This window comes from Vibrio paracholerae, from assembly GCF_037672085.1.
Classification (GTDB): Bacteria; Pseudomonadota; Gammaproteobacteria; order Enterobacterales; family Vibrionaceae; genus Vibrio; species Vibrio cholerae.
In genome coordinates, this window is sequence record NZ_JBBHLM010000001.1 from 143,912 (window position 1) to 161,159 (window position 17,248).

10 protein-coding genes are annotated in these 17,248 nt (G+C 48.9%); all 10 read left to right on the top strand.

The features are described 5' to 3' along the window. Nucleotide 1 precedes the first annotated feature (1 nt). The 10 genes from tssK to R4537_RS00650 all read left to right on the top strand — a co-directional run bounded on the left by tssK (nt 2) and on the right by R4537_RS00650 (nt 17,027). Nucleotides 2-1,336, top strand: coding sequence for a type VI secretion system baseplate subunit TssK (gene tssK, locus R4537_RS00605; RefSeq protein ID WP_000458007.1), 1,335 nt, complete (start codon nt 2-4; stop codon nt 1,334-1,336). Between the two features lie 2 nt (nt 1,337-1,338). Beyond that, a complete protein-coding gene (gene icmH, locus R4537_RS00610) occupies nt 1,339-2,112 on the top strand; it encodes a type IVB secretion system protein IcmH/DotU (RefSeq protein WP_000083407.1) in 774 nt (257 codons plus the stop codon). A gap of 25 nt (nt 2,113-2,137) precedes the next feature. Next, the gene (gene tssH, locus R4537_RS00615; protein ID WP_071178975.1) at nt 2,138-4,747 is read left to right on the top strand and encodes a type VI secretion system ATPase TssH; all 2,610 of its coding nucleotides are present in this window, start codon (nt 2,138-2,140) and stop codon (nt 4,745-4,747) included. 2 nt (nt 4,748-4,749) lie between these two features. Continuing rightward, nucleotides 4,750-6,342, top strand: a complete 1,593-nt coding sequence (gene vasH, locus R4537_RS00620; RefSeq protein WP_071178976.1) for a sigma-54 dependent T6SS transcriptional regulator VasH — start codon at nt 4,750-4,752, stop codon at nt 6,340-6,342. Next, a complete protein-coding gene (vasI, locus tag R4537_RS00625) occupies nt 6,339-6,995 on the top strand; it encodes a type VI secretion system-associated protein VasI (RefSeq protein ID WP_071178977.1) in 657 nt (218 codons plus the stop codon). The genes vasH and vasI overlap by 4 nt, the downstream gene beginning before the upstream one ends. A 9-nt stretch (nt 6,996-7,004) precedes the next feature. Further along, nucleotides 7,005-8,414, top strand: coding sequence for a TssA family type VI secretion system protein VasJ (gene vasJ / locus R4537_RS00630; protein ID WP_071178978.1), 1,410 nt, complete (start codon nt 7,005-7,007; stop codon nt 8,412-8,414). A gap of 15 nt (nt 8,415-8,429) precedes the next feature. Then, on the top strand, nt 8,430-11,975 hold the full coding sequence (gene tssM, locus R4537_RS00635) for a type VI secretion system membrane subunit TssM (protein WP_071178979.1): 3,546 nt from the start codon (nt 8,430-8,432) through the stop codon (nt 11,973-11,975). Nucleotides 11,976-12,025: 50 nt separating this feature from the next. Beyond that, a complete protein-coding gene (locus R4537_RS00640; RefSeq protein WP_071178980.1) occupies nt 12,026-13,288 on the top strand; it encodes a type VI secretion system ImpA family N-terminal domain-containing protein in 1,263 nt (420 codons plus the stop codon). Nucleotides 13,289-13,543: 255 nt separating this feature from the next. After that, a complete protein-coding gene (gene tssI, locus R4537_RS00645) occupies nt 13,544-16,657 on the top strand; it encodes a type VI secretion system tip protein TssI/VgrG (RefSeq protein ID WP_071178981.1) in 3,114 nt (1,037 codons plus the stop codon). Then, nucleotides 16,644-17,027, top strand: coding sequence for a hypothetical protein (locus R4537_RS00650; RefSeq protein WP_071178982.1), 384 nt, complete (start codon nt 16,644-16,646; stop codon nt 17,025-17,027). Before tssI ends, R4537_RS00650 begins: the two co-directional genes overlap by 14 nt. Nucleotides 17,028-17,248: the final 221 nt, after the last annotated feature.

A 17,248-nucleotide genomic window follows, 5' to 3' on the forward strand; every position in this document is an offset into this window, starting at 1 on the left:
GATGTTTGCGCGTAACCGAGTGATCTGGAATGAAGGGCTATTTATTAAGCCGCAACATTTCCAGCAACAGCAGAGATATACGGAGTACTGCCTAGACGAGCGCCTGAGCACCGTGAGCCGTTACTTGTATGGGATTTCCGAGTTGTCGCTCAACCCGGAATACCTCTCGTTTGGCCGTATTGCGATTGAGCGTGCGGTCGGCGTGATGCCCGATGGCACCACCTTTCGTATTCCTCAAGAAGATCATCTTCCCGATGCGCTCGAAGTAACCGATGCGTCATTGGCAAACCAGATTGTCTACTTAGCCGTACCGCTACGTAGTGAGTCGCTGATGGAGATTAACTGGCCAGAAGAGCGTGGTACGGGGCGCTATGTCAGCCGTCGTCTCGAAGTGCGTGATGTCCACAGCGTGCAAGGTGATACCACGACGATTGATGTTTCCCCTGTGCGTTTGCAACTCATGCTTGAGCGAGAGGATCGCAGTGCGTATGCCTCAATTGCTATTGGCCGTATTTTAGAAAAACGTCCTGATGGCAGCGTGGTGCTCGATCCGGATTTCATCCCTTGTCACTTGAATGTGGTGGGCATCTCTGCGCTGCACCGCTTTATTAATGAGATGTCAGGCCTGATGCGTGAGCGAGCGAAAAATATTGCTCAGCGGATCAGCTCTCCAGCACAAGGTGGGGTTGCTGATGTTTCGGACTTTATGTTGCTGCAAGCCTTAAACCGTCTGCAACCACAAATGAAGCATTTGGCAGAGCTGCGTAGCTTACACCCAGAGCGTCTGTTTGAATGTCTCTCGTGTGTGTGCGGTGAGCTGGCAACCTTTACTGACGAAAGCCGTCTGCCGCCCAGTTTGCCAAGCTATAACCATGATTCACCCAGCCACTCTTTCCAGCCGCTGATCCGCAGCTTGCGTCAGAGCTTAAGCGTGGTGCTAGAGCCGCGCGCCGTCTCTATCCAACTGGATAAACGTAAGTACGGTTTGATGGTTGCGCCAATCCACGACCCACAGTTGATGGAGAGTGCAGAGTTTATCATCGCGGTTAAAGCTCGCATGCCGCTAGATGAGCTACGTCGTCTGTTTACTCAGCAAACCAAAGTGGCATCGGTTGAGAAAATTCGTGAACTCATCTCACTGCAACTGCCGGGTATTCCATTGACGCCGTTACCCGTTGCACCGCGCCAATTGCCTTACCACGCTGGCTACACCTACTACCAATTGGATAAAACCAGTGCTGCATGGGCGATGTTGACTCATTCCAGCGGTTTTGCGTTCCACGTTGCTGCAGCTTTTGACGATCTTGAGCTGCAGTTCTGGGCTATCAGGAGCTAACCATGTCACAGAGTAAAAAAGAGACGCCATTAGCCAGTTTGTTGTTCGACGATGTGGAAAAAATTAACCACGACCAAGACTACTGGTTCCAATTGCGTGGGGACAATCCGAATGTGCTGATTGATGCCGCGACACCCTTGTTTGGGCTTTCTCTGCGGGTTCGTACTCTCACCGAATGCGACAACATTGAACAGATCTACCGTCAGACGATTGAAGAGATCAAAGCGATTGAAATTGAGTTGACGGAGCAAGGTTACGAACACGCCATTTTGATGGCTTATCGCTACATCTTGTGCGCCTTTTTGGATGAATCCGTGATGGGAACCGAGTGGGGAGCGTCCAGTTTATGGGCCGAGCACTCCATGCTGTCACGCTTCCATAATGAAACGTGGGGCGGTGAGAAAGTGTTTACGATTTTGAGCCGTCTTGAAGGCGAACCACACCGTTACCAAGCACTATTGGCCTTTATTTACCACTGCCTGATTTTGGGCTTTGAAGGCAAATACCGTGTGATGGAAGGGGGACAAGCCGAACGCGAAAAAGTGATAAGCCGCCTGCATCAACTGCTGAGCAGCTTGGAAGAGAGCGAGCCACAAGACTTAACCCGTCCGACCGATCATGTGGTGCGCGCTAAATACACTTTAAGCAGACAGATGCCTGTGTGGTCCGTGTTTGCTGGCTTTATCGTACTTTGGATAGGTCTATTTCTCGGCTACAGCTATGTGCTGCATAGCAAATCCAGCGATGTGCTCAATCAACTCAATCAAATACTTTAAATATAATTAGGCTAGGTGGTACGTTGTGATCCGTATTGAATTACCCACTCTTATTGCAAAACTGAATGCACAAAGCAAATTGGCTCTGGAGCAAGCGGCCTCTCTCTGTATTGAGCGCCAACACCCTGAAGTCACTCTAGAACATTATCTGGATGTGTTACTGGATAATCCCCTCTCTGATGTGCGTCTCGTACTCAAGCAAGCGGGGCTGGAAGTCGATCAGGTGAAACAGGCCATCGCATCAACCTATAGCCGTGAACAGGTCTTGGATACCTATCCAGCGTTTTCACCGCTGCTGGTCGAGTTGCTGCAAGAAGCTTGGCTGCTTTCCAGTACCGAGTTAGAGCAGGCTGAGCTGCGTTCAGGGGCGATTTTCTTAGCCGCGCTGACCCGTGCGGACCGTTATTTGTCGTTCAAATTGATCAGTTTGTTTGAAGGCATCAACCGCGAAAACCTCAAAAAACACTTTGTGATGATCTTAAGTGATTCTGCAGAAACCGCAGTGGCTAAAACAGACAAAAATGCGGCCAATCCACTGCAAGCCGCCGCAGAAACACCACTCGGACGCTTTTGCACGAATGTGACTGAGCAAGCCCGTAACGGTGAGCTTGATCCTGTCCTGAGCCGTGAAAACGAACTCAACTTGATGGTGGATATCTTGTGCCGTCGCCGCAAAAATAACCCGATTGTGGTGGGTGAAGCGGGTGTTGGTAAAAGTGCCATGATTGAAGGTTTGGCGCTGCGTGTGGTGGCTGGCAAAGTGCCCACCCAACTGCAAAATGTAGAACTCTATTCGTTGGATCTTGGTCGCTTGCAAGCGGGTGCATCGGTGAAAGGCGAGTTCGAAAAGCGCCTAAAAGGGGTGATTGATGCGATTAAGCAATCGCCTAAACCGATCATTTTATTCATCGATGAAGCGCACACCTTAATTGGTTCTGGTAACCAAGAAGGGGGCAGTGATGCGGCAAACTTGCTCAAGCCTGCGCTGGCGCGTGGTGAGTTAAGCACAGTGGCGGCTACGACGTGGAAAGAGTACAAAAAGTATTTTGAAAAAGATCCCGCGCTGACGCGCCGTTTCCAACTGGTCAAACTCGATGAACCAACGATCGATCAAGCCGTCGATATTCTGCGCGGTCTTAACAGTGTCTATGAAAAGGCACACAATGTACTCATCACTGATGATGCACTAAAAGCTGCCGCTGAACTGTCAGCGCGTTACATCTCAGGTCGTCAACTGCCCGATAAAGCGATTGATGTGCTGGATACCGCTTGTGCGCGGATTGCGATCAATATGACCACGCCACCTAAGCGTTTAGCGCTACTTGAAACCTTGTGCCATCAGCGTCAACTCGAAATTGACATGCTAGAGCGGGCGCAATTCCTTGGCCAAGAGGTCGATAGCGAGCGCCTTGATGTTCTGCGTAATCAAGAGTTGGCCGATGAAGCGGAAAAAGCCGCGTTGACACAGAGTTGGCAGCAGCAAAAAAGCTTGGTGGAGTCGATCATCGCACTGCGTGCTGAGCTGATGGAGTTAAGCCAAGCGCAAGAGCAAGATCCCGACCATTTATTGGTGGTGCGTACGGCGCTGCAAGAGCAGTATCAAGCACTCGATGCGATTGATCATGCTGAGCGCTTGATGCACCCGCAAGTCGATGCGGATCAGATTGCTGAAGTGATCGCCGATTGGACGGGCGTGCCTGTTGATCAGATGAACACCGATGAGCTGCATAAAATCACCCATTTGACCTCGATTTTAGGCCAAGCGATCAAAGGCCAAGAAACGGCCATCGAACGTATCCATCGTCATTTACTGACAGCGCGCGCCGATCTGCGTCGTCCGGGACGTCCGAAAGGGGCATTCCTGCTGGTGGGGCCAAGCGGTGTAGGTAAAACCGAAACGGTAGTGCAACTGGCAGAGCAGCTTTACGGTGGTAAACAGTTCCTCACCACCATCAACATGTCGGAATACCAAGAGAAACACACCGTTTCCCGCCTGATTGGTTCACCTCCGGGTTATGTTGGCTACGGTGAAGGCGGTGTGCTGACGGAGGCTATCCGTAAGATGCCTTATTCGGTGGTTCTGCTTGATGAAGTCGAAAAAGCCCATCCAGAAGTTTTAAATATCTTCTACCAAGGCTTTGATAAAGGCGAAATCGCCGATGGTGAAGGTCGTGTCATCGACTGCCAAAACATCGTGTTCTTCCTGACATCGAACTTAGGCTACCAAACCATAGTCGATTATGCCGATGAGCCCGCCAAGCTTGATGAAGCGCTTTATCCTGAATTGGCCGCTTTCTTTAAACCTGCTCTGCTGGCGCGTATGGAAGTGATCCCTTACTTACCACTGGGTAAAGAAGTGTTGGCACAGATTGTTCGCGGCAAGCTGGCTCGTCTCGAGAAACTGTTCAAGACACGTTACAACGCAGAAGTGGTGATTGAAGAGAGCTTAATTGACGAAATCTTAAGCCGTGCGACACGCAGCGAAAACGGTGCGCGTATGCTGGAGGCGATCATTGAAGGGCAATTGCTGCCGCCCGTTTCATTGGCGCTGCTGAATAAACTCGCCGAAAGAGCGCCCGTTGAGCGCATTCGTTTAGCGGCAGAAGCGGGTGAATTTATCGGAGAGGTAGCGTAACCATGAGTCAATGGCTGGCGTTTGCAACCCAATTGGTGGGAGTAAGGAAGTCCCACCAGCTTGCGCTGCAATTTGTTGATCTGCTGACTCAAGGCTTAGATCTGAGTGATAGCCTTTTGTTGTTGCCATCGTCGGATGGGCGTTTACTTGTGCCTCATGATCCACAGCGTCAGTTCGCGTGGTCAGTGACGGATTTTGATGTGCCTTTTGCCCATGTTTTGCAGTCATCCAATGCGATGCATTTGACCGCGGAAGAGTTGGTGTTTTGGCAATCCAATCGCACTTTTAGCCAGTTAACCTCTCGCGTGGGGATGTTTGATTCGGTATGGATCCAACCCCTGCCGATGGATACTCGTCAAGTACACTCGATCTTGCTGTTGATGGGCGAGAGTCACGGCATCGTGAGCGCTTTTGAAAACGCGGACTTTTTGAAGTTTATCGAGGTCTTTTCCCAGCAATGGTCACTGCTCAACGATATGGAACGTGAAGAGCAGAGCCGCTTGGAGCTGAAACAATCGCTGACGGATATTGAACGCGACTCGGCGCAGCGCTCACTGGCCAATGCGTTATCGCGTACTTTGATTGGTGAAAGCGCTGCGATGCAAAAGCTGCGTGAGCAGATTGTCTCTGCCGCCAACGCTCAGCTCTCGGTCATGGTGCAAGGTGAAACTGGCACGGGTAAAGAGTTAGTCGCCGCGGCCGTGCATGAACTTTCGTCACGTAAGTCTGCGCCGTTTGTTGCGATCAACTGTGCGGCGATCCCTGAGCATCTACTGGAAAGTGAACTGTTTGGTTACTGCAAAGGGGCATTTTCTGGAGCGGACAGCGATAAACAGGGACTTATCGCACAAGCAAATGGTGGCACGCTATTTTTGGATGAGATTGGCGATATGCCGCTCACCTTACAAGCCAAATTATTGCGTGTGCTTGAATCACGTACTTTTCGACCGCTCGGTGGTAAGCAGGAGCTCAGTTCTGATTTCCGTTTGGTATCGGCCACACACGTCAATCTGCTGGATCAAGTACGCAAAAAAGAATTTCGCCAAGATCTCTATTACCGTCTGTTCCAGTATCCGATCACCTTGCCGCGTCTGGCGGCACGCTTGGAAGATATTGATCTGCTCAGTGAGCACTTTGTGCGCGTGTTCAACTTGCAACATAACACGCGCATTCGTGGTTTGAACTATCGAGCCATCGACTGCCTTAAGCAGTACGACTTTCCGGGGAATGTGCGTGAGCTGAAACATTTGATTGAGTTTGGTTGCGCGCAAACAGCGGATGGTACGCAGGTGGAAGCCAGTTGCTTTGCCCATCGTTTACAAAGCCTACCCTGTCTTGCGTCTGAAGCGACGTCGGTAGCCGTTTCTGTCGAAACTGAGAACTTGGATCTTGAACCCTCGGTTGCGCTGGCTGGAGAACCGAATTTTGCGGTTATCCATGATTTGAAACAGGCGGTCAGTCAGTTTGAAGCGTTGATCATCAGTGAGCGTTTGAACCGCTTTGCTGGCGATCGCGCGAAAGCGGCGAAAAGTCTCGGTATCCCTAAGCGTACCTTGGCCTACAAGTGCCTGAAATTGGAGATCAAAACCCCATGAGAATTACCGTTTTAGTGGCCAGTTTGATCTTGGGTTGCGCGGGCTCTGCGCATGTTCTAGCGGCCTCGCAAGCGGCGGGATCACAGGTTGAGCAAGCAGAGCTGTGCCGCGAAATTCCTGCGCGTTTAGAGCGTTTGGCCTGTTTTGACCGTGTCTTTGCCACGCCCCTTGAGCAAGTGGCTATCGCACCGTCCAATCCTTATCCCGCAGAGTGGCAACGCGCCATGGCGGCATTGTCTGAGTCGCAGTCCGAATCGGGTTGGGTATTAGGTACGCAAGGTGAAGGGCGGGGCAGCAGCGCTTGGATTGCTTTGCCTGCGCAAAATCGCAGCTCAGGGGAAACATCTCCGCCAGTGCTCTTGCTCAGTTGTATTAATAACCTGAGCCGCATTGAGCTGGCTTTACCGAAAGAAGTGGCTGATGCACGGATTCAAGTCTCTATCCGACACGAGACACAGTTCTGGCGCAGTGACGATCACGGCGTACTGTTTTCCTCGGCTCGCGGCATGCCTGCGATCGAAATGATGAAATTGGCCGCCAGTGAGCCTCGCCTGTTGCTGCGCTCTAATGCGCGGTTTGCTGACGGGTTACAGTTTGATACTCGAGGTGTCAATGAAGCCCTTGATGCTTTGCGCGAACGCTGTGGTTGGTAAGGAGCCCGTATGGAAATGACTGAATACCGTCAGTGTGTGGCCAAACCGATCAGCAGTAGCAATCCTGTCGGAGAGCGGCTAGTCGATCACCCACTGTTTGATTTTATTGAAGATCAGATGATGAAAGTGGGCTCTCTCTCTCACGCTTCAGTGCAGTGGGATGAAGTGGAGCACAGCACTCTCAAACTGATTGGTGAACAGAGTAAAGACATCAAGCTTTTGGTTTACCTGCTGCAGTGTCTGCATAACCAAGTTACCCCGACGCGCCTTATTACCTCGTTTGCGGTGATGAGTGAGTTCCTCAATCAATATTGGAATGACAGTTATCCAGCGCCGGGCGCACGTGGAAATCTGCCGCGACGTAAATTTTTCAGCCAGATGGCGCAACGTTTTACAACGGTGATCGAAAAGTTCGATTTTCATCATCTGGATGAAGCGGATCGCCAAGCGCTGCAAGCGGCGGTCGAAGAGTGGCAACAAGCCGTTGAGAAACAAGGGCTCTCTTCTGAGCTGGTGGAGTCTGTGGTGGTGCGAATTACCGCGGAGATCAAACGCGCAGAGCAGCGCCAGCAAGTGACGGCGCAAAGCAGCGCGGAGCGTGAAACACCAAGTGCTGCAACGCCTTCTCCTGCGGCGAGCATGGTGGTGGATCATTCGAGTGACAAAGCAGCGAAACAAACCCTACTCAAAGTGGCAGATTTTCTTGCCGAACAAGAGTTTGGTATCGCGCTGTCGATTCGTCTGCGCCGCTTTGCGGTGTGGGGCAGCATTACCTCATTGCCCGATCATAAACCCGATGGTGAAACACTGTTGCGTGGAATGCAGGCGGATCGCGTCAAGGATTACCAAGATCAACTCCGTCACCCCGATTTAGCCTTGTGGCGCAAAGTCGAACAGAGCTTAACCATGGCTCCTTATTGGTTTGAAGGACAGTGGATGAGTTACACCATTGCCCAGCAACTTGGCAAAAGTGATTGGTCTCAGGCGATTGCCGAAGAAACACAACAGTTTTTACGTCGTTTGCCTTCGCTGCTTGAGCTCAAATTCAAAGGCGGAGAGCCGTTTGTCAGTGATTCGGTCAAAGAGTGGCTGGCGAGCGTAGGCCAGAGCCAAGGTGCTGCGGGGCAGTCTGTCGGCGGAGATTGGCAAGAGAAGCGTAAAGAGGCGTTTCAACTGGCCAAAGAAGGAGGAATCGCGGTGGCACTTTCCATGCTCAATGATGGCTTGGTCAGTGCGGTGGAGCCGCGAGACAAATTTTACTGGCGATTGCTATCGGCGGATCTGCTGCGGGCAAATCATCTCGATGCGATGGCTGGTGAACAGTATCAAACTCTGCTCAATCAGGTAACGACGCTGTCTGTTCCTGAGTGGGAGCCGAGTTTAGTGGAACAAATTCAAAGATATACAACGTCAGAGTAAACAAGGACACAATTCATGTGGAAATTCATTGTTGGAATAGTAAGGCGGCTTAAACCCACGGTGGTGGCAGCACTTCCCATTTTGCTATTCACTACGTTCATTTTGCTGAACGTTGCCATTTGGTGGGCAGGCCCTTGGTTAGAAGTGGCTGGCTATAAACCGCTGGAGTCGATCATGGCTCGAGTTGTGGCAAGCAGTCTGTTTACTCTCGGCTGTTTAGCCGTGTGGGGCATTTGGCAGTGGCGTAAGTTGCAAGCCTTTCAATCGGAACAAAAGCGCGAAGAACAACTGCGCCAAGATCCGATCAAGGTGTATGAGCAGCGCCAAGAGGTTGAACTGAATCAGGTGATGCTCAACATGAAGCAGAGCCTAAATAAACACAACTACTTATATGCACTGCCTTGGTACTTGGTTCTGGGTCTAGAAAATGCGGGTAAAACCAGCCTGATCAACCGCTCTGGCCAGAACTTTGTGTTTTCTTCGGTCATGCGAGCTTCGGGACAAAAAAGCGAAAACCCGTACTCGTTTGATTGGTGGATTGGTGATGAATCTGTCCTGATTGATCCTGATGGTGAGCTGTTAACGCAAGGCAATCGCAGTGAAGAGAATGATGGTGCGTTAGAGCGCCGCTTATGGTTGCATTTTGTCGATTGGCTCGACCGCACTCGTAGCCGCCGCCCGCTGAACGGCATCGTGTTGGCGTTGGATGTGGCGCATCTTGCTACCGCCACCGCCTCAGAGCGTAAAGCTTATGCCAACTTGCTGCGTGCTCGTCTGCGTGAGTTGATGGAAACCTTATCCACTCGTCTGCCGGTATACATTGCACTGACTAAGCTCGACTTACTGCACGGTTTTGAGCCTTTCTTTAAGCACTACACCAAAAGTCAGCGTGAAGAGGTGTTGGGTTTTACCTTCTCAATGGACTCGGTAGATAACCTAGATTCGTGGTTGGAAGAGTTTGCCAACGAGTACACCCAATTTGTGTCACGAGTTACTGGCATGCTGCCACATGCGGTGGCAGCGCCAATGACGCTTGAAGAACGTAACGCGATTTACAGCTTCACGCGTCAAATCTCAGGTTTGAAAGAGATTTTGCAGCAGTTTCTCCAAGAGGCTTTGGCGAGCGATCAATTCTCAACCTCAGCACTGGTGCGTGGTGCCTATTTCACGTCGGTTTACCAACAAGGTGTACCCACTAACGCTTTTGATGATGCGGCCTCACGTCGTTATGGTTTGTCTCATGCGATTAATACGGCGCAGCGCGCGAAAAACTCCACAGTTTATTTCACGCAAAAACTGTTTACCCACATCATCTATCCTGAAGCGGGTTTAGCGTCGGATAATTTCCGAGTCGCGAAAAATAAACGCCGTTTGATAGGACTCTCTTTCGTCGCGTGCTCAGTGGCGACTTTGCTGTTGGCGGGTACTTGGCATCGTAACTACCTCAATAACGTGCAACACGCCGATACTGTATTAACCAAAGTGAATCAGTATAAAGAGCAGTTCCCGACCAGCCGTTCACTGGCCTCACAAAGAGAGGTATTGGATCCGTTGAACAAGATCCGTGAGGCGACACTGGAGTTTGGTTTCTTCCGTGATAAACCTCAGTACATCTCCGATTTTGGTCTCTACCAAGGGCACACCATTGGCCCGAAAGTAGAAGAGACCTACTTAAACTTACTCGAAACCCGCTTCTTGCCTCTGTTGATGGCGGACACCATTGTCGCGCTCAATCAAGCTGAGACAGATGAAGAAAAATTAGCGGTGCTGCGTGTGTATCGCATGCTGGTCGATAAAAGTGGTCGTTACCAAGACTATGTGATGGATTATTTTGCAAAGTATTGGCAAAAATCCTTCTCAGGTCAGCGTCAAATTCAGGAAGAGCTGCTCGGTCACTTAGATTACGCGATGCGTCATACGGATCTCACTGCAGAGCGTCTCAATGGTGATAAAGGGGCGGAGCAGGTGATGCGCCCTTACGATAAAGTGATTGCTCATGCTCAGGTTGAACTGGGTTCAATGCCAAACGACCAGCGCGTCTACCGTAACTTGAAGCTGAGTGCACAAACGGTGCTTGGTCCTTCGGTTAACTTGCGTAGCTTGATTGGGCCGGTGTTTGATGTGGTGTTTGAAGAGCGCGTACTTAACAGTAGCAGCCTGTTTATTCCTCAAATGCTCACCAAGCGTGGTTTTGATGACTACTTTATGCCGCAATCTGAATCGGTCTCTGAGCTGGCACTGATTGACAGTTGGGTTCTGGGACAGAGCAAAACGGCGCAGTTTAGTGAAGCAGACAAGCAGGCACTGCGCGAAAAAATTCGCGATCTTTATGTGGCGGATTACACCAACACATGGCGCGCGGCACTCAATGAAATTGATGTGAAGTATTTCAATGACATCAATGATGCGGTCATGGTTTTGGAAAATATCACCAGCAACCTTGAGCCGATGCAGCGTCTACTGCGCACATTAGATGACAATACCCAACTGTACAGTGCGTTACCTAAAGATGAATCGGCGTTAAAAGAGCTGCTGAAAAGCTCGAAATACAAAGTGGCTTCGATGATTGAAACTCCGTTTGCTGATCTGAACGGTATGCTCAAACCGGTGGGCAGCAAACCAGCGTACATGACGGAAGTCTTGGCTTCGGTGGATGAGCTGAAAAGCTACTTGAAATCGATTCAAGATGCTCCCGATGTCGGTATGGCGGCGCTCGATGCGACCAAAGCGCGGGTCAAACTGGTTAATGCTGACCCTATCTATACCTTAAAGCGTATCTCGTCAGGACTGCCGAAGCCGCTGGATAGCATGATGGCAAAGCTTGCAGATGAGAGCTGGTATGTGGTCAAGCAAGAAGCAATCAAGCATCTGGAAGTACGCTGGACGGAGGATGTGTATAAAACCTTCCAAAGCAAGCTGGCTGGGCGTTATCCATTCAACTCCGCATCAAATAAAGATGTGGCCTTGGCCGATTTTGAAGCCTTCTTTGCGCCGAATGGCACGTTAGACAACTTCTACAATCAGCAACTGAAGATGTTTATTGATGAGAACATCAGCGTCGCGTCGGATGACTCAGCACAGTCGATCATTCGTAAAGAAGTGCTGGATCAGATCAAGCAAGCGCAGAAAATTCGTGAGGCTTTCTTCAACCGTAAAGGGATTTTGGATGTCAACTTCTCGGTTGAGCCGCTCAGTTTGAGTAACAACAAGCGTCGTAGTGTGCTGAATGTGGATGGTCAGTTCTTAGCTTACAGCCATGGACCGCGTGAAAATGTGGAGCTGATTTGGCCTAACACGCTGCGTGATTCTGCGGTGTCTAAGGTGACCTTGATTCCAACCCAAACCAATATGTCACCGCGCAGTTTGCAAATCCAAGGACCATGGGCATTCTTCCGCTTATTGGATCAAGGTGATGTGGTTTCGGCGAGTCAAACATCGGTTGATTTCAAATTTATCGTCGATGGCGGTGAGATGATCTACCGCATTAAGGCAGAGGCCGATGCCAACCCATTTACCGAACGCCTGTTCAAGTCGTTCAAACTGTCTAAAACACTCTATTAATAGGTTGCCAGAGCGAGTTTTTCGCTCTGGCTTTTTAGGACGAAGTTGTGATGTCCAATGTGATTTTTATTGATAACGTTTGCTACCGATTAACCAATGATTCTGAGGAGATTCGCGGATTAGAGCCCTATGCGAAGGTTCGTGAGGAGATAAACCGCCGCTTTAATCCGATTGCCGGGGGCACGGATTGGGCAGTGGTAAAAGAGTATTGTGAACAACTGGCCTGTAACCAAGGAATGGATTTTCTGATCTGTGGTTACTATGCGGTTGCCTGCCTGAAAACTCAGGGGCTGGCGGGGTATGCCACCGGCATGGAGCTGATGAGTGCAAGCCTTGCCAACCAAGGTGAGTGTGATGTGAAAAGCGCCAAAGTGCGCAAAGAGATCCTTGATTGGGTCAATGCACGTGTGGTACAGGAACTGAAAGCACTTAAACCAACTTATGAGTCTCTGCGAGATCTATATCGGGCTGAGCGCCATTGCGAGCGGTTACATCAGCTGTTTGAACAGCAACAAACCGAATACAAAGTAGACTTTGAAGGGGTCGGGTTTGCTCTGTTTGAACACATAGACAGAATTGAAACCCAATACCACAGCTTATTGAAAAAGCAGGAGAAGGCTCAGCCACCTAAGCTTAAGTTTTGGCAGCACGGTTACGCGTTGTTCACTCTAGGTGTACTTGGGGTTGCAGTGGGAGTGGTGGGGGGCTACTGGGGGTGGCCTTGGTTTTATACCACGCCTTATGCCGCGCCACAGCGCATCACCACGTTGAATGAGGCATCTCAAACTCAAGCACTGCTCAACGACTCTTCCACAACTGAGCGTGCGCGTTGGCAACATGATCTGATCCCGCTGTATCGCGATACTTTGCAGCAGAATTTAACCATCTCGTTTAGTGAACCTAAGCGACATGCCATCACTCAGCTGAATCTATTGCGCACTCTTTATCCTGAAAACGAGCAAGTGAATGCCCTGAGTCAAGAGTTTGCCCTTCAGCAGCAACAAGCGTTGGAGCAAACCGCGCTGTTCGTGGCTAAGTTCAGCGAAATTCGTACCAAAATGGCCAATATCTCGTTACTGGCTAAGCGGGGGAAATGGGCTGAGTTAGAAAAGCAGACCAAATCATTAGAAGAGTTCGCGGTTAGCCTATCACCGATTTATGGTCGAGTTGACTATGTGCAAGGCCTTCTTGAACAGGGCGATGTCACGAATGCCCAGAAAGAGTTTGCGATCCTCAAACAAAGGCTAGATAGCCTAAGTTGGAAAATTGCCGATCTTGAGCAGCGTATCGGCGATGCGGCTTTGTTGCAGTGATGGCTGAATGAAGCGTTGAGGCAAAAACTCGCCCATAGGCAGTTTTTTGCTTGATTGGGGCAAGGGATTGCTCAGTGATCAGAGTTAGCCTTGGTGGAAACAGGAAAATGTAGACAAAAAGCTGGCATTGAGTTTGCCATTGACTGCCACACAATATTTATTTTCAACGAACCATTTTCAACGAACCATTTTCATCGAACTTAAGATGGCCACATATTGAGTGCTATCGTCGAAAAAAAGAACAAGGAAAACAGCATGGCAAGGTTACAGTTTCAATTAAAGGTGGATGGCCTTGAGGATGAATCCCTCGTTGTACGCGGATTTGAAGGGCAAGAGTCCTTGTCTGATTCGGTATGGCGCAGTGAGCCCTGCTATGGTTTTCGCTATCAGGTTGATTTAGCCAGTGCGCTAAGCAACCTTGCTGCTGAGCAATTTGTCGACCAAACTGCGCATTTAACCATTCTGCGTGACGGGCAAGTGGTGCAGCAAATTAACGGTATCGTACGCCAATTGAGCAAAGGCGATACTGGGCATCGGCACACGTTTTATTCACTTACACTAGTGCCTGAGCTGGAGCGGCTTTCTTTACGCAGCAATAGCCGTATTTTCCAGCAGCAAAGCGTGCCGGAAATTATCTCTATTTTGCTGCAAGAGATGGGGATTGAAGATTACGCCTTTGCCCTTAAGCGTGAGTGTGCCCAGCGTGAGTTTTGCGTGCAGTACCGTGAAACGGATTTGCAGTTTTTACACCGTATCGCCGCCGAAGAAGGTTTGGTTTATAGCCATCTCCATGAAGCGCAGAAACACACCTTGCTGTTTACCGATAGCTCGGACAGCCAACCGAAGTTAGCCAAGCCAGTACCTTATAATGCGCTGGCGGGTGGCGAGATCAATATCCCTTATGTGGTCGATCTGCAATTCAAGACCACCGCACAAGTGAGCCATACCGAGCTAAAGGATTACAGCTTTAAAAAGCCAGCTTACGGATTTACTCAGCGCACGCAGGGTAAAGACATCGCTTATCAGCAGCCAAATTATGAGCATTTTGATGCTCCGGGACGCTACAAAGACGATGCAAATGGCAAGGCCTTTAGCCAAATTCGCTTAGAGTATTTACGCCGCGATGCTTTGCTTGCTGATGCGAAGAGTGACGAACCTTTGCTGCTGGCGGGAGTGCGTTTTGACTTGCAAGATCACCTTGATCTCGCAATGAATCGAGATTGGCTCGTGGTACAAGCCAATCACCAAGGGACACAGCCACAAGCGTTACAAGAAGAGGGTGGTTCAGGCGCTACCACTTACAGCAATCAGCTAAAACTTATCCCCGCTCACATCACTTGGCGAGCAAGGCCTTGTGCTAAGCCGCAAGTGGATGGTCCCATGATCGCCACCGTGGTTGGGCCACAAGGTGAAGAGATTTATTGCGATAACTTTGGTCGCGTGAAAGTGCATTTCCCGTGGGATCGCTACTCAAGTAGCAACGAAAAAAGCTCTTGCTGGGTGCGAGTGGCACAAGAATGGGCGGGTAGCCAATACGGTAGTATGGCGATTCCGCGAGTCGGCCATGAAGTGATTGTTTCATTCCTCAATGGCGATCCGGATCAACCCATCGTCACAGGTCGTACGTATCATGCGACCAATACCGCGCCTTACGCCTTGCCTGACCACAAAACCAAAACCGTACTGCGCACTGAGACTCACCAAGGGCAAGGCTACAACGAACTGAGTTTTGAGGATCAAGCGGGTAGCGAACAGATTTTGCTGCATGCACAAAAAGATTGGGATGCGTTGATTGAGCATGATCACACCGAAGTGATTCGCCACGATCAGCATCTCACTGTGGACAATGACCGCTTTACTCGCATTCAGCGCAACCAACATTTAACGGTTGAAGGTGAAGTCCGTAGCAAAATCGCACTCGATAGCAGCCATGAAGTCGGCGCGTCACTACAACACAAAGTCGGGCAACGCATTGCTGTCGAGGCGGGTAAAGAGATTTCACTCAAAAGCGGCGCAAAAATCGTGGTTGAAGCTGGAGCGGAGTTAACCCTAAAAGCAGGGGGCAGCTTTGTAAAAGTCGATGCAGGTGGCGTGCACTTAGTCGGTCCTGCCATTAACCTAAACGCGGGCGGCAGTGCAGGCAGCGGTAGCGCTTATGGCGGGCAATTAGCCGCAGCACCAAGAATGTTAGCGCAAGCTAAACCAGTAGCAGAATTGGTTCAGCCGGATATTGCTGCCTCAATGCAATCAGGCGCGGCGCGTGTTATTGATGTGGCATCACTCCCCACTATGATGCCGAGTTCAGCCAATAACACGGCAAATGATGAGCCTGTGGCTGAAGAGAAAACACCGGAGCGAATTTTAAAATCCGATCTTCTCAAACCATCCGATGAGTTAGAGAAACTCGCCAAGCGACAAGCGAGTGCTTATCGTCAAGGTAATCACAGCGATGAGGTTAAGTTACTACAAGAAGCGCTCATAAAACTGGGGTTTGATCTCGGGAAAGCAGGAGCTGATGGTGACTTTGGGAGCAAAACTAAAACCGCGATTGAGCAGTTCCAGAAAAGCTATCAACCAAGCCACCAAACCCACCCGTCTTACAGCATTGGCCCCGTTGACGGTATTGTCGGCAAAGGTACACTACTGGCACTAGACGAAGCTTTGATGGATGGGGGGATGTATGAAAATGATGAGATGGATTTGAAATGGTTGATCGTACCTAAAGGTCAGCTCACTTTTGATGCTGAAGGGAATGATGTTGATTCATCAACTTTTTTTTCTAGAAAAGTGCACGTACCTAATATGAGAGGTAGCGTTATTGGAAATTCAGGCGTGACCATCGGGCGGGGACTTGATTTAGGTAATCCTCCAAGTGCTGCCAGTGGGCAAAGACCTTCAAAAATAAACTTGAAAGAGTTATTTGAATTGGCCAACCTTAATCCGAAATTGTCAAAATGGTTATTAAGTGTTGAGGGAAAAACGAAGGATTCGGCATTAGAGTCTCTTAAGAATAGTGGTTTGTCTGATGAGGAGTTAACGATTACTAGAAAGCAACAGTACATAATGTTTAATCATGTATATGACTATCTAGAAGAGAAGACAAGGGTATTAATTACAAAGCCAGACGTAAAAGCTGCATATGGTTCTGTTGATTGGGATGGAATGCCAAGAAATGTGAAAGATGTATTAGTAGATATTACATATCGTGGTGATAGTTATTCTAAAACACGAGCATGGTATGTTCCAACTTTAGTTAATGACAGAAATTCTGTAGATTATTCAAACTTCAAAAAATCGTTGGATTATAAAAATTCAATATGGGATAAAGTGCCCTTGAGTAGAAAGAGAGTAAGATATGAACATCTTTAAAAAAATCATTTATTGCATCATATTAATTATGTTTTCATTACAAGCCGTTGGGGGCAGTATTCCTTCCAGTAGCCAATTGAGAAGTTTACTTCGTTCATATGACATACAAACCGGCAATATAGGCGAGACAATAGCCTATATACCAATAGAAAAGCCATGCTTAAATTTGCTTGCTAGAAATGAGCATTATGAATATTGTGTAATCAATGAAGGAGAAAATCTTTCAAATGGTGATAAAGAAGGCTTTTTTATAACATTAGATAGTGTCTCAGAGAGTTCGGTTAGTTTTTCATATAATACCATTTGGTATTCAGTAAACTGCCGTTTATCAACTAGAGATAAGGAAATTAAATGCGATCAATCGAAATAAATAAAAATAATATTTTAAATTAATATGGTTTTAATTATATTAAAATTGGCTAGTGTCGTTTCGTCTTTCATGGTCTGGCTCAAGCAAGTCTTAACAATAAATTATATTGAAAGAATTAGTCAAGATGTAAACGGTGGTGTTTATGTACACTCAAATGGTTTAGATGACCTCATTGATAAATCCAATAAAATAAAGAATAACTTGGGGTTGTGATTTTATGA

Excerpts from the sequence above, each read along its gene's own strand:
- tssK (WP_000458007.1), top strand. The coding sequence starts at position 2 with ATGTTTGCGCGTAACCGAGTGATCTGGAATGAAGGGCTATTTATTAAG.
- icmH (WP_000083407.1), top strand. The coding sequence starts at position 1,339 with ATGTCACAGAGTAAAAAAGAGACGCCATTAGCCAGTTTGTTGTTCGAC.
- vasH (WP_071178976.1), top strand. The coding sequence starts at position 4,750 with ATGAGTCAATGGCTGGCGTTTGCAACCCAATTGGTGGGAGTAAGGAAG.
- vasI (WP_071178977.1), top strand. The coding sequence starts at position 6,339 with ATGAGAATTACCGTTTTAGTGGCCAGTTTGATCTTGGGTTGCGCGGGC.
- vasJ (WP_071178978.1), top strand. The coding sequence starts at position 7,005 with ATGGAAATGACTGAATACCGTCAGTGTGTGGCCAAACCGATCAGCAGT.
- tssM (WP_071178979.1), top strand. The coding sequence starts at position 8,430 with ATGTGGAAATTCATTGTTGGAATAGTAAGGCGGCTTAAACCCACGGTG.
- R4537_RS00640 (WP_071178980.1), top strand. The coding sequence starts at position 12,026 with ATGTCCAATGTGATTTTTATTGATAACGTTTGCTACCGATTAACCAAT.
- tssI (WP_071178981.1), top strand. The coding sequence starts at position 13,544 with ATGGCAAGGTTACAGTTTCAATTAAAGGTGGATGGCCTTGAGGATGAA.
- R4537_RS00650 (WP_071178982.1), top strand. The coding sequence starts at position 16,644 with ATGAACATCTTTAAAAAAATCATTTATTGCATCATATTAATTATGTTT.